General features: G+C 72.3%; 16 protein-coding genes. 8 read left to right on the top strand and 8 right to left on the bottom strand.

The features are described from left to right. Positions 1-57: 57 nt before the first annotated feature. Positions 58-453, top strand: coding sequence for a hypothetical protein (locus AC07F0_RS10995; protein WP_391083899.1), 396 nt, complete (start codon positions 58-60; stop codon positions 451-453). Positions 454-455: 2 nt separating this feature from the next. Here the strand turns inward: AC07F0_RS10995 and AC07F0_RS11000 are convergent, their stop codons facing one another. Both AC07F0_RS11000 and AC07F0_RS11005 read right to left on the bottom strand, forming a co-directional pair. Continuing rightward, positions 456-1,646, bottom strand: a complete 1,191-nt coding sequence (locus AC07F0_RS11000) for an N-acetylmuramoyl-L-alanine amidase (protein WP_478976989.1) — start codon at positions 1,644-1,646, stop codon at positions 456-458. A gap of 115 nt (positions 1,647-1,761) precedes the next feature. Continuing rightward, entirely contained in the window at positions 1,762-4,425 is a 2,664-nt protein-coding gene (locus tag AC07F0_RS11005) for an N-acetylmuramoyl-L-alanine amidase (RefSeq protein ID WP_478976992.1), read from the bottom strand. Positions 4,426-4,627: 202 nt separating this feature from the next. Between AC07F0_RS11005 and AC07F0_RS11010 the strand changes: the two genes are divergently transcribed. The 4 genes from AC07F0_RS11010 to AC07F0_RS11025 all read left to right on the top strand — a co-directional run bounded on the left by AC07F0_RS11010 (position 4,628) and on the right by AC07F0_RS11025 (position 8,610). After that, positions 4,628-5,245, top strand: a complete 618-nt coding sequence (locus AC07F0_RS11010; RefSeq protein WP_478976994.1) for an RNA polymerase sigma factor — start codon at positions 4,628-4,630, stop codon at positions 5,243-5,245. Between the two features lie 171 nt (positions 5,246-5,416). After that, positions 5,417-6,349: a hypothetical protein gene (locus AC07F0_RS11015; RefSeq protein ID WP_478976996.1), complete on the top strand. Its 933-nt coding sequence runs from the start codon at positions 5,417-5,419 to the stop codon at positions 6,347-6,349. A 486-nt stretch (positions 6,350-6,835) separates the two neighbouring features. Next, a complete protein-coding gene (locus AC07F0_RS11020; RefSeq protein ID WP_436729261.1) occupies positions 6,836-7,510 on the top strand; it encodes an RNA polymerase sigma factor in 675 nt (224 codons plus the stop codon). Beyond that, a complete protein-coding gene (locus AC07F0_RS11025; RefSeq protein WP_478976999.1) occupies positions 7,510-8,610 on the top strand; it encodes a hypothetical protein in 1,101 nt (366 codons plus the stop codon). Before AC07F0_RS11020 ends, AC07F0_RS11025 begins: the two co-directional genes overlap by 1 nt. Positions 8,611-8,767: 157 nt before the next feature. Here AC07F0_RS11025 and AC07F0_RS11030 read toward each other — a convergent pair whose 3' ends face one another. Further along, positions 8,768-9,619, bottom strand: coding sequence for a L,D-transpeptidase family protein (locus tag AC07F0_RS11030; protein ID WP_478977268.1), 852 nt, complete (start codon positions 9,617-9,619; stop codon positions 8,768-8,770). 146 nt (positions 9,620-9,765) lie between these two features. On the opposite strand from AC07F0_RS11030, the gene AC07F0_RS11035 reads away from it, so the two are divergent. After that, entirely contained in the window at positions 9,766-11,349 is a 1,584-nt protein-coding gene (locus tag AC07F0_RS11035) for an acyl-CoA mutase large subunit family protein (RefSeq protein WP_478977002.1), read from the top strand. A gap of 173 nt (positions 11,350-11,522) precedes the next feature. Here AC07F0_RS11035 and AC07F0_RS11040 read toward each other — a convergent pair whose 3' ends face one another. After that, on the bottom strand, positions 11,523-12,920 hold the full coding sequence (locus AC07F0_RS11040; RefSeq protein ID WP_478977005.1) for an FAD-dependent oxidoreductase: 1,398 nt from the start codon (positions 12,918-12,920) through the stop codon (positions 11,523-11,525). Between the two features lie 75 nt (positions 12,921-12,995). Here AC07F0_RS11040 and AC07F0_RS11045 point away from each other — a divergent pair, with 75 nt between their 5' ends. Then, a complete protein-coding gene (locus AC07F0_RS11045) occupies positions 12,996-13,646 on the top strand; it encodes a TetR/AcrR family transcriptional regulator C-terminal domain-containing protein (RefSeq protein ID WP_478977008.1) in 651 nt (216 codons plus the stop codon). Between the two features lie 9 nt (positions 13,647-13,655). Here the strand turns inward: AC07F0_RS11045 and AC07F0_RS11050 are convergent, their stop codons facing one another. The 4 genes from AC07F0_RS11050 to AC07F0_RS11065 form a co-directional block, all read right to left on the bottom strand. Continuing rightward, positions 13,656-14,582 carry a class I SAM-dependent methyltransferase gene (locus AC07F0_RS11050; protein WP_478977010.1) on the bottom strand — a complete coding sequence of 309 codons (927 nt, stop codon included), beginning with the start codon at positions 14,580-14,582 and terminating at the stop codon, positions 13,656-13,658. A gap of 63 nt (positions 14,583-14,645) precedes the next feature. Continuing rightward, positions 14,646-15,800, bottom strand: a complete 1,155-nt coding sequence (locus tag AC07F0_RS11055) for an acyltransferase family protein (protein WP_478977013.1) — start codon at positions 15,798-15,800, stop codon at positions 14,646-14,648. Positions 15,801-15,978: 178 nt separating this feature from the next. Further along, positions 15,979-17,310, bottom strand: a complete 1,332-nt coding sequence (locus AC07F0_RS11060) for an alpha-2,8-polysialyltransferase family protein (protein WP_478977016.1) — start codon at positions 17,308-17,310, stop codon at positions 15,979-15,981. Further along, positions 17,310-18,296: a glycosyltransferase family 2 protein gene (locus AC07F0_RS11065; protein WP_478977019.1), complete on the bottom strand. Its 987-nt coding sequence runs from the start codon at positions 18,294-18,296 to the stop codon at positions 17,310-17,312. Before AC07F0_RS11065 ends, AC07F0_RS11060 begins: the two co-directional genes overlap by 1 nt. Before the next feature lie 198 nt (positions 18,297-18,494). On the opposite strand from AC07F0_RS11065, the gene AC07F0_RS11070 reads away from it, so the two are divergent. Continuing rightward, positions 18,495-19,868, top strand: coding sequence for a DUF6716 putative glycosyltransferase (locus AC07F0_RS11070; RefSeq protein WP_478977022.1), 1,374 nt, complete (start codon positions 18,495-18,497; stop codon positions 19,866-19,868).

A 19,868-nucleotide genomic window follows, 5' to 3' on the forward strand; every position in this document is an offset into this window, starting at 1 on the left:
TCCGGGAAGTCGCCGATTCCGTGTGACGAAGTGTCACGCCGCAGCGCTTACCGGGGTGTGACGACTCAAGCGGAAACCAGGCCCTCGGCCGCGGCGAAGCCGCTGCGGTGGGCGGCGGACACGGTGGCGACGATGCGCGAAGGGGCACGGCTGCACCTCGACTACTCGGCCCAGAGCCTGTGGAGCATCGACCGGATGATCGAGGGGATACGGCGGGAAGGAGCCCCGTACGCCGCCGTGCGGGAGGTGCTGCGGGGATTCGGCGCCTACGCCGGTGAGGTGATGGCGCGCCAGACCGGCGCCGAGTGGTGGGCGACGGGCGGCGACCACTGGATCCGCACCCCCGACGGACGCCTCTGGGACCCGATCGACGAGGCCCGCCGCTGCTATGCAGGGCACGGCTCGCTGCGGCTGCTGTGCCGGGACGCGACGGCCGCCGCGCCCCGGCGGTAGCGTCAGCGCGCGAGCGCCACCGTGGCGTCGTCCTCGATGACGGGACCGGCCGCCCCGGGGGACGGCTCGTCGGACTTGGCGGCGCTCCCGGCGAGGGTGCGGATCCCGGGCAGGTCGTCGTAGAGGTGCTGGCCGGGGCACTCGGTCGGGTAGCCGTCGCGGTGGCCGGAGATGCGGTGCAGCGTGACCTTCTGGCCCGCCTTGTACTTGCCGTTGTCGGCACCGGCGGTCAGCACCACCGTGCCGGTCGGGTCGATGCCGTACAGACCGAGCTTCCAGGCCGCGACCTTGGCGACCGACTCGCGCACGGCGGTGTTCGCGGTCGTCCTGCCGTAGTCGCCGAGCACCGAGACGCTGCTGGTGGCGGTGTTGAAGCCGTAGGTGTGGGCGCCGAGGATGGGCTTGTCGATGCCGCCCGCACGGCCCTCGAAGACCGTGCCGCACTTGTCGACGAGGAAGTGGTAGCCGATGTCGTTCCAGCCGTTGCTGCGCACGTGGTAGAGGAACACGCCGCGCACGATCGACGCGGACTCGGCGCACGTGTAGTCGTTGGTGCCCGCCGTGTGGTGGACGAACAGCGCCCGGGTGTTGGTGGTGTAGGTGGGCGGGTCCTTCACCAGTGACTCGTCGGCGCCCCAGGCGGAGCGTGACGTCACGGCGGGACGCCCGGCGGCGGGCGCGCCCGCCGCCGGTCCGGCCACGTCCGGTTCGACGACCGTGCTGTGCACGGCGTCCGACCCGCCGTCCGGGTCGACCAGTTCGACCCGCAGCCCCTCGGGCAGCCGCCCGCCCGACACCCGCACCTGGATGCCGTCCGAAGGCCCGGTCCACAGCGGCTGGGTGCTGCCGCGGACTCCGGCACGGTGGCGGTCGGGGCCGGTCTCGGGCGTCCGGGCGTCGGTGTCGAGCGCGCGCCACGCGCTCCACTCGCCGCTCTCCCGGGAGCGCGTGCGCACGTGAGCGGTGCCGTCCAGGGCCGCTTCCGGGTCGTCCCAGGTGATACCGGTCATGCTGAACGGCTCGGTGGTGCGCGGGGCGAGGGACCGCTCGTTCGGGTCGCCGTCCGGCACCCGGACGGTGTGCACACCGTCGGAGGAGGCGGTGTCGGAGGAGGTCCGGGCGGGCTGGGTCAGGCCGAGCGTGCCGGCGGCCAGGGCGGTGGCGACGGCGGTGTGCAGCAGAAGGCGTGTCATTCGCGGCTCGATTCCGGTCCTCTGGGCGGGCGATGAGGGAGCCTTTCCCCCTCGCCCGCCCGTCCGTTCGGTCTGCCGGAGAAATCCGGCAAACGGCCGAGGACCGGTCGAGTCGTCACGGCGTCAGCGTCTGGCCCAGGCGGGCGTCTGTCGGGGTGCCCAGCGTGGTCTTGCCGAAGACGACGGAGTCGGCGTAACCGAGACCGGTGCTGTTGCTCGGCAGGTGCAGTAGGACGCCGTCGCCCCCGTCCTCACCGTCTGCGCCGAACGTGAGGTCCGCCCGGCCGTAGCCGGACAGGTCCGTCAGCGACACCGACGAGCCGAAGCGGTCGCCGCTCTCCGTGGAGCCCGGGACGCCGGAGGTGTCCTGCGAGATCCCCACCGAGCCGGAGCCGGTCAGACCGGACGCGGTGCCCTTGACGAGGATCGCGTCGCCCGCGTCGGCGCGGTTGACGCCGTCCCGGGTCAGGTCCTCGCCCGGGGCGCCCGCGAGCACGTCCGCGTAACCGTCGGCGTTGTAGTCGCCGACCGACACGGAGGTGCCGAGGGCGTCACCAGACTCGTCGCCGCCCGGCACGTACGCCGTGTCCTGGTGGATCACGGTCATGCCGGTGGTCGTGAAGCCCGTCGCCGTGCCCGGGACCATGGTGATCTGGCCGCCGGACTTGCCGCCGGACTCGGACGCGACGGGCTGGCCGATGACGATGTCGTCGTAGCCGTTGCCGTTGACGTCACCGGCGGCCAGGGAGCGGCCGCCCTTGACGGAGATGACGCCCACCTTGGCCAGACCGGTCGCGGAGCCCGTGAAGCGGACGACCCGGCCGATACCGCCGGTGTCCCGGTAGTTCAGGGCGATGTCCGCGTAGCCGTCCCGGTTGAAGTCGCCGGTCGCGGCGTCGAGGTAGGCGACGGCGCCCGTGGCCGTGGTGAGGGTGCCGTACGTGGTGGCGCCGCCGGTCAGCCGGGCGTTCCAGTTGCCGCCCTTGCCGGTGCCGGCGGAGAAGACGTCCGCCTTGCCATCACCGTTGAAGTCACCGACGGCGACCGTGGAGCCGAGCCTGGCGCCCGTCGAGGTGACTCCTGACGTGGTGTACGAGAAGCCGGTGTCGAGGGCGGGCCCGTACATCACCGTGACCGCGCCGCGGTCGGCGTGGCCGCTGGTGTCGTCCTCGCCGGGTGCGCCGATCGCGAGGTCGGCGTAGCCGTCGCCGTTGACGTCGCCCCACGCGGCGGACGTGCCGAAGCCGTCACCGGACTCGTGGGAGCCGGGCACGCCCGGGCTGCTCTGGGAGAGGGTCACCTCGGCGGCGGTGACCGGGCCGTCGATGCCGCCCGGGACGACGGTGACGGTGCCGCCGCCGCTCAGTGCCTTGGGTGTGCCCGCGACCAGGTCGGTGACGCCGTCCCGGTTGTAGTCGGAGGTGGCGAGGGCGTGCGAGATGCCCGGGGTCTTGGCGACCTGGGCGATCCGGGAGAGCTGGGAGTAGAGGTTGGCGCCGGGGCAGGCGGTGGCGTTGGTGTCCCGGTGGCCGAAGACCCGGGGCAGGGTGATCGAGACGCCCTGGTCGACCTTGTTGCCGTCCTGGCCGGCCGGGCTGCCGGAGGTGAGCGTCACCTTGCCGGTCGGGTCGATGCCGTACATGCCGAACTTCCAGGCCACGAGCCGGGAGATGGCGTCGAGCGCGGCGCGGCTCGGCCGGGCCTTCTCGAAGTTGCCGATGTAGGAGATGCCGACGGTGTCGGTGTTGAAACCGACGTCGTGGGCGCCGGTGACCGGCAAGTCCATGCCGCCGCTGCGGCCCTCGAAGATCTGGCCGCACTTGTCGACGACGAAGTTGTAGCCGATGTCGTAGTAGCCGCGGGCGAAGTGCTCCTGCTGGATGGAGCGCATCCGGGCCCTGGACTGCGCGCAGGACAGGGTGTTGTCGCTGTCCATGCCGGTGTGGTGGACGACGGCGGCCTTGATCTCGGTGCCGTAGGCCGGTGTGCCGTCGTAGTCCGTGGAGGCGCCCCACTCGGCCTGCGTGATGATCGGCGGCTTGACGACCGTGGAGGGGCGGGGCGCGGGGACCGTGGGGGTCGGGGAGGGGGAGGCCGTCGGGGACGCCGGGTCGGTGGGGGTACCGGTCGGCGTGGCCGTCTCGGTCGGGGCCTCGGTGGGAGCCGTGGGGGTCTCGGCGGGGGCCGTCGGCTCCGTCGTCGTCGGGGCGGGGGTCTCCTCGGCGTAGGCCGCGGGCCGGATGGCGCCCTTCGGGTCGGTGCCCGGGTCGAGGAGCTTCACGTCCATGCCGGCGGGCTGGCCGCCCGCCTCCGTACCGTCCGCGTTCACGACGCGCACCTCGACGCCGTCCGCGTCGCCGGTCCAGAGGGACTCGGTACCGCCGCGCAGCGCGGCCCGCTCACCCTCCGCGCCGTCGGCCTGGACCGGGTCGGCGGACAGCTTCTGCCAGCCGGACCAGCGCCGGCTCTCCAGATCCCGGGTCCGTACCTCGGCCGTGCCCCGGACCCGGGCGTCCGGGTCGTTCCAGGTCACCAGTACCGCGCTGAACCGGTCCGTGTCCTGCTTGTCCAGGCCCTTGCGCCCGGAGCCCTTGTCCTGGAGCCGCACGGTGTGGACGGCCGGCTTGCGGCTCTGGGACGCGCCGTCGGAACCGCCGGGCGGGTCGGCCACCGCGTAGGTGACGACCCCTGCTCCGCTCAGGACGACGGCGCCGATGGTCAGCCACGCCCGTCTCTTCAGACTGAGCGGCTTGTACCCGCGCGTGCTGCGACGACTCACTACCCCACCCCTGGAACTGGTCACATTCGCACCCGCTGTCACAGGGGTGCCACTCACCCAGCGCACATCCATGGCCAAACGTCACCGGGTGTGCTGATGTCGCGGCCCGTACCGGGCGGAGGCCTTCCGCTTGCTGTGACATTTCTGCGGGGCGCGGCGCTGAAGATCGTGGAGGGCAACCCAGTACGGACGAGGACGGTTCTTGGGCCAGCGAGAGGAACCCCGGCGCACGCAGGGACGCGACGGGGAACTGGGCGAGGCCGTCGAGCGGGCCCAGGACGGTGACGAGGCGGCCTTCGCGGTCGCCTACCGGATCGTGCAGCCCGGACTGCTCGGCTATCTGCGTGGACTGGTCGGGGACGACGCGGAGGACGTGGCCTCCGACGCCTGGCTGGAGATCGCCCGCGACCTGGGGCGGTTCAAGGGCGACGGGGCCGGCTTTCGCGGCTGGACGGCGACCATCGCCCGGCACCGGGCGCTGGACCATCTGCGCCGCCGGCGCGTACGGCCGAGGTCGTCCGCGCTGGAGCAGGACGTCCTGGAACTGCCCGGGCCGCACAGCACCCACGACCAGGCGCTGGAGGCCATGTCCACCGAGCAGGCGCTGCGGCTGGTCGGGGGCCTGCCGCAGGACCAGGCCGAGGCCGTGCTGCTGCGTGTCGTGGTGGGGCTGGACGGGCCGGCCGCCGCCCGGGTCCTCGGCAAGCGGCCGGGTGCCGTACGGACGGCCGCGTACCGGGGATTGAAGCGCCTGGCCACCCGGCTGGGCGCCGAAGGTGTGACGGATGAGGCTCCCCGGACGCTGGGGGAGTCGAAATGAACGATGCCGGCGGGCCGGGCGGAGTCGCCGGGTCCGGTGCCCTGAACAGGGCGGACGAGCACAACGTATGGATCGGACCCGGAACGCCGGGACGGTCGGCCGGACCGGCCGGGTCGCATGGACCCGGCGGGCACCGAAGGACGCGTGGATCGAGCAGGGACGGAACAGGACATGGGTGAACAGCAGAGCGACGGCGGGGTTCCGGGCCGTCGGCGTGTACACCCTGAGGGCTCCGCCCACGACCACCGGGCGCGGCAGGACGCGGACGGCCCGCTGCCCGGCCACCGCGGGACGCCCGGCCCGGGCGGCCCGGGCCTCGGCGCCCGGCCCGTCTTCGACGAAGCCGAGCTGGAGGCGCTGCTCGTGGCCGCCCTGGTCCGGGACCGGATCGACGCCGAGGCGGAGCATCGGGCGGTGGCCGCGTTCGTGGCCGCCCGGGACGCCGGCGCGCATGTGGCCCGCCCCCGCCGCCGCGACGACTGGCGGCCCCGGGAGCGGTGGCATCCGGGCCGCTCGCTGAAGGCCACGCTCTCCGTGCTGCTCGCCAGTCTCACGCTGGGTGGAGTGGCGGTCGCGGCGATCGGCTCGGTGGGATCCACGGACGGCGCCGACGACCGCGGTCGTCCCGCCACCTCCACCAGCGCCCCCGGTGCCTCGGCGGGCGAGCCCACCGGCACCCCGTCCGGCTCCGCGTCCGCGCGCCCGGACCGCCCCGCCCCCTCCCGGGACACCGAGGCCCACTGCCGCGCCTACGAGCAGGTCGACGGCCGGGGCAAGGCCATGGACGCGACGGCTTGGAAGCACCTCGTCCAGGTCGCGGGCGGTGAGAGGAACGTCACGGCGTTCTGCGCGGAGCAACTGGCCCCGGCCGGGGCGAAGCCCGGCAGCACCGCCCGGCCGGAGAAGAGCGCGGGCGCCCCCGATTCCGTCGGCGCCGGCAACGGCTCGGACAACGCGGACAGCGGCGCGGGCAACGCGGACAGCGGTGCGGGCAACGCGGAGAACGGATCGGGGGCCGCGCGCAGCGGCGGGGACCGCGCCGCCGACGGCGCCTCGTCCGGGGCGAAGGGCCAGCCCGCCCAGCCCAACGACCGCCGCCCGTAGCGGGATTCGGCAACAGGGGCCGGAGAGCCGTGTGTCCACGCCCGGCCGTACCATCAGGGTGCCAGGCCGTATCGCTCGGATGCCCGACTGCGTCACCAGGTCGCCGATCGGGTCCGCCATGGCAACGGCCGGGGCCGCCACCCCCCACAGGAGAGGCCCCGGCCGTCGCGCGGCACGGGCCGCGCGGCGGCCCGTACTACCTACAGCGCCCGGGGTGCGTTTTCTGTCACACCCCAGCGTGTCACGGCTTAGTTGCATCATGGACGGACATGGACGGGGAGTGGTTTCAGGTCGTAACGTGCCTTTCGCGCCAACGCGGAGGCACCAAGACCACCGCAACCACCTGCGGTGATCACACCGCAACCACTTGCGGTGATCACACCGCAACCACTTGCGGTGATCACACCGCAACCATCAATTGAGGAACCACGACGGCGAGAACCCGGTCCGCGTAAGCGGCGCCGGTTCGGGCGCATAAGGGGTGCGGTGCTGGGGGACGACGCGGAGCTGACCGCCGCGGTGCGCGCGGCACAGGACGGAGACGAGACCGCGTTCCGGACTGTGTACCGGGCCGTGCACCCGCGGTTGCTCGGGTACGTACGGACGCTGGTAGGCGACCCCGACGCCGAGGACGTCACGTCCGAGGCCTGGTTGCAGATCGCCCGGGACATCGAGCGGTTCACCGGGGACGCGGACCGCTTCCGCGGCTGGGCCGCCCGCATCGCCCGCAATCGCGCGCTGGACCACATACGCATGCGCGGGCGCCGGCCCGCGATCGGCGGCGACGAGACGGAACTGACCGGCCGGGCCGCCGAGTCCGACACCGCCGACGAGGCCATCGAGGCGCTCGCCACCGACGGCACGTTCTCCCTGATTTCCCGGCTCCCGCAGGACCAGGCCGAGGCGGTCGTGCTGCGTGTGGTGGTGGGGCTCGACGCGAAGACCGCCGCCGAGACCCTGGGCAAGCGTCCGGGCGCCGTCCGTACGGCGGCCCACCGGGGCCTGAAGCGGCTCGCCGAACTGCTCGGCGACGATCCGGAGGCCGATCCGGAATCGGCCGGGGTACTCGACGCGCTGCCGCCCCAGCGAGAACCGCGCGGTGGTGCCATGGCGTCCGCACGTGTGACGCAGAGCGTCGCACGGACGCAGAAGGATGTGTGATGGCCGACGAGCAGCACGGGTGGCTGGACCGCGAAACGGCGGAGCGTTTGCTGAGCGGAGAGCCACCGGAAGCTGTCGACGGCGCCGCCCGGGGCGAGGCCGAACGGCTCGCCGCAGCGCTCCGCGCGCTCGCCGCCGCACCCCCGCCGACCAGCGAGGAACTCCCCGGTGAGGCCGCGGCGATGGCCGCCTTCCGCAAGGCACGCGCGGAACGCGCCGACAACTCGGCCGCGCCCGCGGCCTACGGCGGACGGGCCGGTGCGGAGGTCGCCGACGCCGGGCTGGTCCGGATCGGAACGCGGCGCGGCAGCGGCTCCGGCGGTGTCCGGCGGCCTCGCCGGGCCCGTCCCGCGCGCCTCGCGCTGGCCGCCGTGCTGGCTGTCGGCGTGGCCGGTGGTGCCGCCCTCGTGGCCGGAACCGGAGGCCTGAACGCACCGTTCGGCGACGACGAGCCCCAGCCCGGTTCCTCGGTCTCGGCCGCTGTCACTCCGCCCGAGCGCCCGCTGGTGCCGCCCTCGCCGAGCGACGCCGTGCAGGGCGGGTCCACGCCCGAAGGCACGCCGAGCGGCGGCGATTCCGGACGGGACGTGGCAGGCGACGACCCGTCCCGCAAGCCCGGCTCCGGCGACCGGGGCGAGCGGGAAGACGGCCGCGGTGACAGCCGTGGTGACGGTCGCAGGGAGGTCGCTTCCGCCTGCCGCGACCTCCGCGACGGCAAGCGGCTGGACGCCGACCGCAGGCGCGCCCTGCGCGACGCGGCGGGCGGCTCACGGGTCTGGAAGTACTGCGAGGGCGTCCTGTCCGGGTCCGGCGGCCGCGCGGAAGAGCGGCACGACGAGGACAGGGACCGGCGCGACCACGGCGACAGGTCCGGCAAGCACGACCGCAAGCAGGACGAAGACCGGAAGAAGGCCCGCGAGAAGGACCGGAAGAAGGCCGGGCGCAATGCCGGGGACCAGGCCGGGCAGCGGGCCGGGAAGCTCGCCGAGCGGCAGGACGGCGACGCCGGCGCCGCGGACCGCGGTCGGTCCACACGCTCTCTCGCACCCCTGCGACCTGCGGTTTTGTACCCCGCGAAAATCTCCTCGCCGAGGGTGTGACGTTTTCGGCCGCCCCGGCGCAGTAATGAGTGAGCCGACTGGTCATCGGCCGTCGCACGGAGCCGGGGTTCCCCCCGTACCTACGGCTCGTGCACCTGAGCGCGGGCGGGACACGTTCCCCCGGTCCCGCCCGCGCCCCAATTCCCCTTCCGCGTCCTCACCAGGACACGACGACCTTGTCGCCGTCGCGGACCTGCGCGTAGAGCTCCGCGATCGCCCCCTCGTCCCGTACGTTGACGCAGCCGTGCGAGGCGCCCGCGTAGCCCCGGGCCGCGAAGTCGGGGGAGTAGTGCACGGCCTGGCCGCCGCTGAAGAACATCGCGTAGGGCATGGGCGAGTCGTAGAGCGTCGACACGTGGTCGCGGGACTTCCAGTAGACGGAGAACACGCCCTCCCGGGTCGGTGTGCCGCGTGAGCCGAAGCGGACCGCCATCGTCGACACGGTCCGGCCGTCGATCATCCAGCGCAGCGTCCTGCTGGTCTTGTCGATGCACATCACCCGTCCGGTCCTGCAGCGCGGGTCCGGCTGATCGGCCGGCTGGCCGCCCATCAGGTACAGGTCCCAGGTGCCCGGCTCGCGGGTCATCCGCAGCAGCCGCTGCCAGGTGACGGTGTCGGTTCTCCCGGTGCGCGGCAGCCCCCGCTTGCCCTGGAAGCCGCTGACCGCACGCTCCGTCGACTCGTCGTACGTCCCGGTCGGCCCGTCGAAGAGCCAGGCGACCTGCCGCAGCCGGGCCTGGAGCTCGCGGACGTCCCGGCCGGTGTCGCCGCGGGACCACAGCACGCGGGGCGGCACGGCTGCGGCGCTGGGCTTGTCGTCGCCGGGCGGGGCGGGAGCGGTGCTCGGCCCGCCGCCGTCGTGGGGGGTCCGGGCCGGGGACGGGGTGTCGCCGGGTAACTCGATGTGCACCGGTGAGCGGCTCTTCCCGTCGCCGCCGGGGGCCTGCACGGTGCAGCCGGCCAGGACGGCCGCCCCGGCGACCGCCACTGCGATCGTTGCTCTCCCCATGCCCGTGGTACGCACGCGGCCCTCCGTCGTCTCGCCCGTGTGCCCGGATGTCACCTGAGATGTTCCCCGGGGGTGACCGGTCGCGAACCACGGGGCATGGTGGTGAGCGAGGTCACTACCGTCCGTCCTGCGGGAGGCATCAGACCATGGCGCGCGAGTCGGAGTCCGGGCTGCCCATCGAACCGGTCTACGGGCCGGACGACCTGCGGGACTGGGACCCGGCGCAGCAGCTGGGGGAGCCGGGGGCGTACCCCTTCACCCGTGGCGTCTACCCGACCATGTACACCGGCCGGCCCTGGACGATGCGCCAGTACGCGGGCTTCGGCACGGCCGCCGAGTCCAACGCCCGCTACCGGCAACTGATCGCCCACGGCACGACGGGCCTGTCGGTCGCCTTCGACCTGCCCACCCAGATGGGCCACGACTCCGACGCCCCGCTCGCGCACGGCGAGGTCGGCAAGGTGGGCGTCGCCATCGACTCGATCGACGACATGCGGGTGCTGTTCGGCGGCATCCCGCTGGACCACGTCTCGACGTCGATGACGATCAACGCCCCCGCGGCCCTGCTGCTGCTCCTCTACCAGCTGGTCGCGGAGGAACAGGGCGTCGGCGCCGGCCGGCTGACCGGCACGGTCCAGAACGACGTGCTGAAGGAGTACATCGCCCGCGGGACGTACATCTTCCCGCCGAAGCCCTCGCTGCGCCTGACCGCCGACATCTTCAAGTACTGCCAGGCCGAGATCCCCAAGTGGAACACGATCTCGATCTCCGGCTACCACATGGCTGAGGCGGGCGCGAGCCCCGTGCAGGAGATCGCCTTCACCCTCGCCAACGGCATCGAGTACGTCCGCACGGCCGTGGCGGCCGGCATGGACGTCGACGACTTCGCGCCCCGCCTGTCCTTCTTCTTCGTCGCCCGTACGACGCTCCTGGAGGAGGTCGCCAAGTTCCGTGCCGCGCGCCGGATCTGGGCGCGGGTGATGAGGGAGGAGTTCGGCGCGGAGAACCCCAAGTCGCTGATGCTGCGCTTCCACACGCAGACGGCCGGCGTTCAGCTGACGGCCCAGCAGCCGGAGGTGAACCTGGTCCGCGTCTCGGTCCAGGCCCTGGCGGCGGTGCTGGGCGGCACCCAGTCGCTGCACACCAACTCCTTCGACGAGGCCATCGCCCTGCCCACGGACAAGTCCGCGCGCCTCGCCCTGCGCACCCAGCAGGTCCTCGCCCACGAGACGGACGTGACGGCGACCGTCGACCCGTTCGCGGGCTCCTACGTCGTCGAGAGGATGACGGACGACGTCGAGGCCGCGGCCGTCGAGCTGATGGCCCGGGTGGAGGCGCTGGGCGGCGCGGTCGAGGCGATCGAACGCGGCTTCCAGAAGGACGAGATCGAACGCAGTGCCTATCGCATCGCGCAGCAGACCGACTCGGGCGAGCGGGTCGTGGTCGGCGTCAACCGCTTCCAGCTCGACGAGGAGGAGCCGTACGAGCCCCTGCGCGTCGACCCCGCCCTGGAGGCCCAGCAGGCGGAGCGCCTGGCCAGGCTCCGCGCGGAGCGCGACCAGCAGGCGGTGGACACGGCCCTGGCCGCCCTGAAGAAGGCCGCCGGGGGCGAGGACAACGTCCTGTACCCGATGAAGGACGCCCTGAAGGCCCGGGCGACGGTGGGCGAGGTCTGCAACGCCCTGCGGGAGGTGTGGGGGACGTACGTCCCGGCGGACGCGCGGGCGTGACCAGCGGCTCTGGGCCGTGTCCGCGAAGTCCCGCCCGCCGTGAACGGTCAGCCGGGCATTACGGTGGGACATGAAGGCCTCCGTGCGGTGAAGATTCGACACCTCCACCACACACGGAGGCCTTCGCCATGATCAAGCCCGGCCAGCGTTAACAACGCTCGTGATCAATACACCTAGAGACCGGCTCGCTCCAGGTACCGCCCCAGTCCGTCGCCCGTTTCGCCCGCCCAGCCCACATAGCCGTCCGGGCGGACCAGGAACAGGCCCTTTCCGTACGCCGCCTGCTGTGCCCCGCCGACCGCGCGCACCTGCTCCGGCAGGTCCGGCGCCGCCGTCCCCACCGCCACCAGCGTCCAGTGCGGTCCCCGGAAGGCGTCGAAGAGCCGTACGCCGTCCAGCGTGCCGTCGGGCGCGCGGTCGCCGGCCCGGAGGGCGCCCGGGGCCGTGCGGGTCTCCCGGGTGAGGGACGACTCCCGGTATCCCAGCCCCAGTTGGCGGGTCGCCGCGCCGCGCCGCGTCTGCCCGCGGTGGACGCGCGTCGACAGGCCGAGCATGTCCGCGGCGATCGGGCGCCGTTCCTCCTCGTAGGTGTCGAGGAGGGACGCCGGCGCACCGCCCGTCAGCACCGCGCCCAGCTTCCACCCCAGGTTGTAGGCGTCCTGGACGCTGGTGTTGAGGCCCTGGCCGCCGGCCGGGGAGTGCACGTGTGCCGCGTCGCCGGCGAGGAAGACCCGCCCCGAGCGGAAGCGGTCCGCCAGGGCCGCCCGGGGGCGGAAGTCCGAGGCCCAGCGCACCTCGGTCACGGCCTCCGGCGCGAGGTGCGAGCGGGCGGCCACGACCTTCCGTACGCCCTCCAGGGAGGCGTCCGGGGCCGTCCCGTCCGGGAACTGCGCCACCAGCTGGAAGTCCTCCGTGCCCGGCAGCGGGCAGATCGCGAGGAAGCCGTCGCCGTCCCCGCGCGGCGGGAAGATGTGCCAGTTGTCCCGGTCCAGGCCGCTGATCCGGACGTCCGCCACCAGCATCGGGTTCGGGTCGACGGTCTCGCCCGTCATGCCGATGCCGAGCAGCCGGCGTACCGTCGAGCTGCCGCCGTCCGCCGCGACGGCGTACCGGGCGGTGACGGGCTCACCCGAGGCGAACTCCGCGCGGACCCCGTCCGCGTCCTGCGTCAGGCCGACGAGTTCTCGGCCGAAGGCCACCGTCCCGCCCAGCTCCGCCAGCCGTGCCCCGAGGATCTCCTGCGTGCGCCACTGCGGCACCATCCACGGCCCGGTGTACGGAGAGTTCTCGCTCTCCTCGGCCGGGTCGAACATCCGGTGCTCGCCGGTCCGCCTGCCGTCCTGCCAGATCATCCCCACCGGGTAGGGGCCGCCCGCCGCGCGGATCGCGTCGAGCACGCCGAGGTCGTCGAAGACCTCCATCGTGCGCGGCTGGATGCCCTTGCCGCGCGAACCGGGGAACAGCCCCTCCGTCCGCTCGACGACCAGCGCGGCCACGCCCCGCCGGGCGAGGTCGACGCCGAGCGCCAGACCGGTCGGGCCCGCGCCCACGACCAGTACGTCCGTGTCCATATGCCACCGTCTCCTTAACGTTGTTAAGTGCCTGCCGATCCCGAGCGTGGACTTAACGGTGTTAAGTTGTCAAGCGTGAGTACCGAACGACGGGCACCCCTGGACCGCCGGCGGGTCGCGAACACCGCGCTGCGGCTGCTGAACGAGGTGGGTCTGGACGGCCTGACCCTGCGCGCCATCGCCCGGGAACTGGACGTGAAGGCGCCCGCCCTCTACTGGCACTTCAAGGACAAGCAGGCGCTGCTCGACGAGATGGCGACGGAGATGTACCGCCGGATGGTCGCCGGGGCCTCGCTCGACCCGGCCGACACCTGGCGGGAACGGCTGCTGAAGGCCAACCGGGGACTGCGTACCGCCCTGCTGGGCTACCGGGACGGCGCCAAGGTGTTCAGCGGCTCACGCTTCACCGGCATCGAGCACGCCGGGCAGATGGAGGACAACCTGCGCCTGTTCACGGCCGCCGGCTTCACCCTCGCCCAGGCGGTCCGCGCGCTCACCACGACCTATCTGTACACGCTGGGCTTCGTCACCGAGGAACAGGGCGTCCAGCCGCTGCCGGGCGAGCGGCGCGAAGGCTACGACGTGCACGAACGCGCCCGCCTGATGGCCGACTTTCCCTTGTCGGCCCAGGCGGGCGCGGAGATCTTCGAGGACTACGAGGGGCACTTCGAGGAGGGACTCGCCCTAGTGATCGAGGGGATCGCGGCGCGGTACGGGGTCTCATGACACCCCGGGTCAGGACCGCCGCGCGCGTGCCCGCCGTACGGCCCGGGTGACCACGGGGGGCAGCAGGTCCTTGGCGAGCCGGCGGGCCCGCGACGGGGCGGGCCGGGCCGGGCGTGCCGCGCGGGACTCGGCGACAGGCGCGGCCGGGGCACTGGCCTGCGCCGGCACCGGTGCCACGTAGTGCCGGGAGGACGGGAAAGCCGGCGGCTTCATGCCCCTGGACCGGGCGCGGACCAGCCGGTGCCCGGCCGCCTCCTGCACGCTCAGCCCGACATCCGTGCGCTGCCGCAGCATGTCGAGCAGCTCCTCCTGGACCGGCTCCGGGTCCCCCCAGGTGCCGTACAGCTTCTGCGTGCTGAGGCAGACCGGGCGCAGGCCGCGGTTGAGGACGGCCTCCCAGGCGGCGACCGAGACACCCGGCGTGTGCTCGGAACGGAAGTCGTCGAGGACGACGATGCCCTCGGGCATCAGGATGTCGTGGGCGGCGCCGATGTCGCCGTACACGTGCTCGTACAGGTGCGAGGCGTCGACGTGGACGAAGCGGCAGGTGTCCGGGGCCACCTTCTCGGGCACCACCGAGCTGGGGGCCGCGATCACCGTCGGCAGCGTGTCGTGGAAGGACAGGTAGTTCCGCTCGAAGGCCTGCCGGGTGAGCGAGGCGTACGACTTGGTGGACTCCGCCCTGTTGGCCTCGTCCGGGGCGTCGCCCTCGAACAGGTCGCAGACCGTGAACTTCTCGCCGTCCTGGAGGTGGTGGCCGAGGAGGATCGCGCTCTTGCCCATGTAGACGCCGAGCTCCAGCAGGTCTCCGCTCATGCCCTGCTTCTGCTGCCGCTCCAGGAACCAGGTGAACAGCATCTGGTCCAGTGGCGGGAACCAGCCGGGGACGTCGGTGAGTTCGCCGGGATACGTGTCGGTCGCTTGTGCGTTGGTCATGAGACGAGCCTTCTCCCTGAGCGGTGCTGAAACCGACGGCTGGTTGAACGTCCCGTGAACAGCTCAGCGGGCCTTGGCCAGCAAGGCCCGCAGCCGTGGCGTCAGCGGCTTCTCCACATACTGGTTCAGCAACCACGCCAGCCCCAGCATTGAGCCCACTGTCAGGGCGAATGTCGCCACGGACGGCAGACCCAGACCGCGGTGCAGGGCGTGGATCACCACCCAGCCGAGGTGCTCGTGGACGAGGTAGAACGGATACGTCAGCGCCCCCGCCACCGTCAGCCAGCGCCAGTTCGCCCAGCGCAGCCAGCCCAGCGCGATCGCCGCGACCGCGACGAAACCGAAGGTCACGACCAGGACGATGCCGATCGAGGAGCGGTAGGAGAAGCCGTCCGCGCCGGGGGCGTGCCACAGTGCCTGCACCGCGAAGTGCTGACCGATCAGCCAGCTCACGGCGACGATGCCCCACCCGTAGGCGTCCCGCCGGTCCAGGTGGACGAGGTAGAGGCCGACACCGCCGATGAAGAAGGGGGCGTACTCCGGCATGACGACGATGTCGAGCAGCGGCATGTTCGCGTTCTGCGCGATCACCGTCGCCAGCATCCAGCCGGCGCAGAACATGATCACCCGGCGGCGGTTCGCCCCGGGGAGCACGACACACAGCGCGAACAGCGCGTAGAAGCGGACCTCCGCCCACAGCGTCCAGCACACCCCGAGCACCCGGTCCACGCCCAGCGGCATCTGCAGCATGGTCAGGTTCACCAGCGCGTCACTCGGCGAGACCGCCTTGTAGGCCACCACGGGCAGCGCGAACACCGCCGTCACCAGCACGACCGCCACCCAGTAGGCGGGCAGCAGCCGGGAGGCGCGGGAGGCGAAGAACGACTTCAGCGGCCTGCCCCAGCCGCTCATGCAGATCACGAACCCGCTGATCACGAAGAAGACCTGGACGCCGAGGCAGCCGTAGGCGAAGAACTCGTGCAGCGTCGGGAACTGCTCCTTGGGCGAGCTGCCCCACGCCTGGGAGACCTCACCGTCGCGTCCGCCGTAGTGGTACGCCGCCACCATCAGCGCGGCCACCAGCCGCAGCCCGTCCAGGGCCCGCAGGCGGCCCCCGGAGTCCTTCCGGCGCCCTGGGACGGTCGTGACGCCCGGTGGTTCCACCAGCACGGCGACCTGGGGACCGGGCTTACGGGTGCTGACGACCGTCTCGGTCACGCTGAAAACCTCTGTGTGGCTCGTATGTCCTTTTCCTGAGCCGCCTGTGGGCGGGCAGGGCGCCTGTCACCCTAGGGCGGGAATTGACGCAATTACGTTCGATGACCGCAGGCTTCGCCTGGCCGTTTCCATGGGTTCATCTCGATGACGCCGGGACGGGCCGCCGGGCACGCCTTCTTCAGCGGCGCACCGCCTTGCGCAACGCCCGTGCCCGCCGGACCACCCGGCGTGCCGTGGAATTGCGGGGCAGGAATGCCAGCCGCTGCGGAATACCGCCGGGCAGCCCGAGCGAGGTGAGCCGACGCTTCTTGAAGTAGCGCCGGGTCCGCGGACCGAGATGGCGGGAGAGGAACTGTTCCGCCCGCGGGCGAAGGTCCGGATGGATCTGCGGCTGCATGGTGAACCCGACGGCGGTCACCAGGTCGGACAGCAACTCGGCCCGCAGCAGGTCGCCGTCCTCGCCGCCCTCCAGGTCGGGCAGCAGCGCGTCCGCCAGGGTGGTGGGGATCCGGTTGCTGTTCTGGTACGGCGTCAGCCGCTCCAGCAGCAGCTCGGTGCCGATGCGCGCGACCGGCAGCTCGTAGAGGACCGAGGCCGTGAACAGCGCCGTGGAGAAGCAGCCGACGACCAGCGCGGGCCGGGTCCGGTCGAACAGCACCTCGGCGAGCACGGGCGTGTCCAGCACGGTGAGGTCCACGCCGAGCTTCTCGGCCTCGGTCTCCAGGGCGCGGCTGTAGCGGGCCGGTGCGGTCGGGTGCGGCTTGAAGACGACCGCGCGGTGGCCGCGGGCGACCGCGCCCCGCATCATCCGCACGTGCAGGTCCTCTTCCTCCTCGGGGGAGAGGATGTTCAGCGCCGACAGGTACTGGCCGAGCAGCAGCGCCGCGTCGCCCGGCAGGTCGGGCAGCTCCGGCACGGTCTCGGTGACCTCGCCCAGCACCTTCAGGAACGCGGCCGACGGCACCAGCCGCGCCGGCACCTCGAACTCGGTCAGCAGCATGGGCGTGAGCCCCGGCACCAGATCGAGGTGCAGCAGCCGCCGTACGCGCGTGCCGACCAGCGGGTCGAGCTTGTTGCGCGTGGGGCCGTAGCTCATCAGCCCGTCGGCGTAGACGTCGATGGGGGCGTCGGTGAACAACTGCGCCACCGTCAGCGCGGGCGCGACCTGGATGGACTCCAGCACCAGGCTCACCCGGTCGTCGCCGAGGCCCCACAGCATCCGCAGATAGCGCTCGAACAGCGGGATGTCGTCGGAGCGCGGCGCCCACGCCCCGGGGTGGAACGGGCGGATGGCGTCGTTCCAGGACAGCACGTCGTCGAAGTGCTCGCGCAGCGGCGCGAAGCCCGGCATCTCGTCGAGGGCCGGGGTGGTCTCCGGGTTCGCGGAGTTGTTGCACACCAGCAGCACCCGGCGATCCGGCTCCTCGAAGAGGTCGGAGTCGATCGCGGCGGCCAGGGTGGCGACGCCGTACAGCGTCGAGGCGCAGAAGATCTGTGTGGTCCCGGGCATCAGGCGGCCGCTCCCGCCGGCGTGACCCTGCGCCGCAGCCGCCGCAGCTTGGACGAGCGGTCCATGTCCATGGCCTCCAGTGCGTCACCGAGCGCGTCCTGCGGCATGCGCTTGATGGCCGCCGCGCTCATCGACCGCAGCTGCCTCGCCACGGCCGGTTCGAACCTGTCTTCGTTGGAAAGGTGGTGCGCGATGATCGCGCAGTACGTCCGTACCGCCTTCGGCAGCAGCCGGTCGGCCTCACGGTCGGCGGCCGTCTCCTCGATCACCTGGTCGAAGGCGCGGATGAAGTCGAGCTGGCGGACATCGCCGATCTGGGTCAGGGACGAGGCCACCCCGCGCCGGTAGAACACGCCCAGCAGGCTCACCACGGCGAACGACTCCGCCTCGCGGTGCAGCTTCCAGATCCACGGCCGGTCCTCGGCCGTGCGCAGCCCGTCGGTGAAGTGGAGCACGCCCCTTTCGAGGAGGCGGCGGTGGTAGGCGCCGGCCCAGGCGTAGGCGTAGTCCACCGAGGTCGAGCGGTGGGTGGGGAGGATCGCCTCCCGCGGGTCGAAGGCCTCCCAGCGCCGGCCGATCGGGACCCGGGAGACGGAACGGGCGCGCGCGGTGGCCTGCACATGGTCGGTGCGGATGAAGTCGCAGCCCAACTCCTCCAGGGCGGACACCAGTTCGGCGAGATAACCGGGGGCCAGCCAGTCGTCGCCGTCCAGGAACGTCAGGTACTCGCCCTGCGCCGCGTCCAGGCCGGTGTTGCGGGCGGTGGCGAGCCCCCCGTTCTTCTCGTGTCGGATGTAACGCACCTGCGCGACATCCGAAAGGTCCTCGGCGGCCCGTTCGAGAATGGCCGGCGTTTCGTCCTTCGAATGGTCGTCGACCAGGATGAACTCGAAATCGCGGTCGGCGTTCAACCGAAGGCTTCTGAGGGTGTCCGGGGCGTATTGCTGCACGTTGTAGAACGGCACGATCACGGAAAGCTTAGGCACCCGCAAAACGTTAGGAGGCCGTCCGGCTCCGCAACTTTCCGGTGCACATACACTGGGTGAACTCAATGTGTCAGAACGGTGCACCCCGTGTACTTCCCCGTTCGCCACGGGCCAGTTCGGCTCCCGGTGGCGCGTTGTTAACTTTTCGTTGAGTCGTGGTTCCGCCATACCTAGGAATTGCTTCCTAGCGTCTTCGACGTGCCAGCAAGTACACCGAAGCGCCCGCGAATCGCCGTCCTCGCGGACTCCGACACCCGCTGGAAATGGGGTGCGCTCACCGCGCACCGCATCGCCCCGGGACAGTCCATGGAAACCGGACCGCGCGAGAGCGCGCAAGTCGGCCCCGCCCTCGACGGATTCCTGCTGCGCGGCCGGGCCACGCCCACGCCGCGCCAGCTGGAGGAGGTGGGCGTGCGCGCCGACTCGCTCCGGGAGGTCACCGCCGCCGAGTTCCTGCGCACCATGGCCGAGGAGTCCTACGACGTCCTCGTCCTCGCCCTCGTCGGCGGCGGTGTGCAGGCGATGCTGCACGGCCTGGCGCGCGTCTGGCAGAACCGGACCTCACGGCCCGTCGTCGTCACCGGCTACGTCGGTGTCGTCTACGAGAAGCTCGCCGACGGCCTGCTGCTGCGGCACGGCGCGGACCTGGTCCTCGCCAACTCCCGCCAGGACGCGGACCGTTTCCGGGCCGTCTACGAAGGGGTGGGCGCCGACGCCACGTCGGTGACCGAGGTGGCCCTGCCGTTCCTCGGCGGTGCGCCGTACGAAGGTGAACACGACCCTTACACGGTCGTCTTCGCCGCCCAGCCCTCCGTGCCGGAGAGCCGCAAGGACCGTACGTACCTGCTGAACCGGCTGGTGGAGCACGCCCGCAGGCACCCCGAGCGCGAGGTGCTGCTGAAGCTGCGCTCCAAGCCGGGCGAACACACCACCCACATCGAGGAGTTGCCGTACCAGAAGCTGGTGCAGCGCCTCGATCCGCCAGCCAACTTCCGCCTGGTCTACGGGAACATGGGAGAGGTCCTCGACCGCACCGACCTGCTCGTGACGGTCAGCTCCACGGCCGCCCTGGAGTCGCTGCACCGCCGCATCCCGACGGTCGTGCTGACCGACCTCGGCGTCCGTGAGGCCCTCGGCAACCACCACTTCGTGGGCTCCGGCTGTCTCGCCTCCTGGGACCAGCTCGACGTCGGGCACCGGCCGGCGCCCGACGAGGAGTGGGTCGCCCGGCAGGGGGTCGTGGCTGGGGGCACCTCCCGGACGGAGTCCGGGGGAGGGTCCTACGAGTCCGCCTTCGACGCGGCCCGCGAACGCATCGCCAAGCTGCTCGACCGGCCCGGCGGCCTGCCGCCGCTGGCCCCGTACTACACACCCGTCACCGCGCCCGGCTATCTGCCCGGGATCCTCGCCCGCCACCACCTCGGCCCGGACGGCACCCCGCTGCCCGGCGCGCCTGCCGCCGACCGGGAGCCCGGACCGGTCCGGCAGATCGTGCGCCGGGCGGCGCGCGGCGCCTACCGGCACGGCGTGCAGCGCGTGGCGCCCGTCATCCGGCGGATGGGGGAGCTGTGA

It is taken from the genome of Streptomyces sp. NPDC045955 (assembly GCF_056430805.1).

Bases quoted from the DNA above. Each gene is read 5' to 3' on its own strand.
- AC07F0_RS11060 (WP_478977016.1), bottom strand. From the start codon at position 17,310: ATGCCCGGGACCACACAGATCTTCTGCGCCTCGACGCTGTACGGCGTC.
- AC07F0_RS11025 (WP_478976999.1), top strand. From the start codon at position 7,510: ATGGCCGACGAGCAGCACGGGTGGCTGGACCGCGAAACGGCGGAGCGT.
- AC07F0_RS11050 (WP_478977010.1), bottom strand. From the start codon at position 14,582: ATGACCAACGCACAAGCGACCGACACGTATCCCGGCGAACTCACCGAC.
- AC07F0_RS11000 (WP_478976989.1), bottom strand. From the start codon at position 1,646: ATGACACGCCTTCTGCTGCACACCGCCGTCGCCACCGCCCTGGCCGCC.
- AC07F0_RS11015 (WP_478976996.1), top strand. From the start codon at position 5,417: ATGGGTGAACAGCAGAGCGACGGCGGGGTTCCGGGCCGTCGGCGTGTA.
- AC07F0_RS11035 (WP_478977002.1), top strand. From the start codon at position 9,766: ATGGCGCGCGAGTCGGAGTCCGGGCTGCCCATCGAACCGGTCTACGGG.
- AC07F0_RS11030 (WP_478977268.1), bottom strand. From the start codon at position 9,619: ATGGGGAGAGCAACGATCGCAGTGGCGGTCGCCGGGGCGGCCGTCCTG.
- AC07F0_RS11040 (WP_478977005.1), bottom strand. From the start codon at position 12,920: ATGGACACGGACGTACTGGTCGTGGGCGCGGGCCCGACCGGTCTGGCG.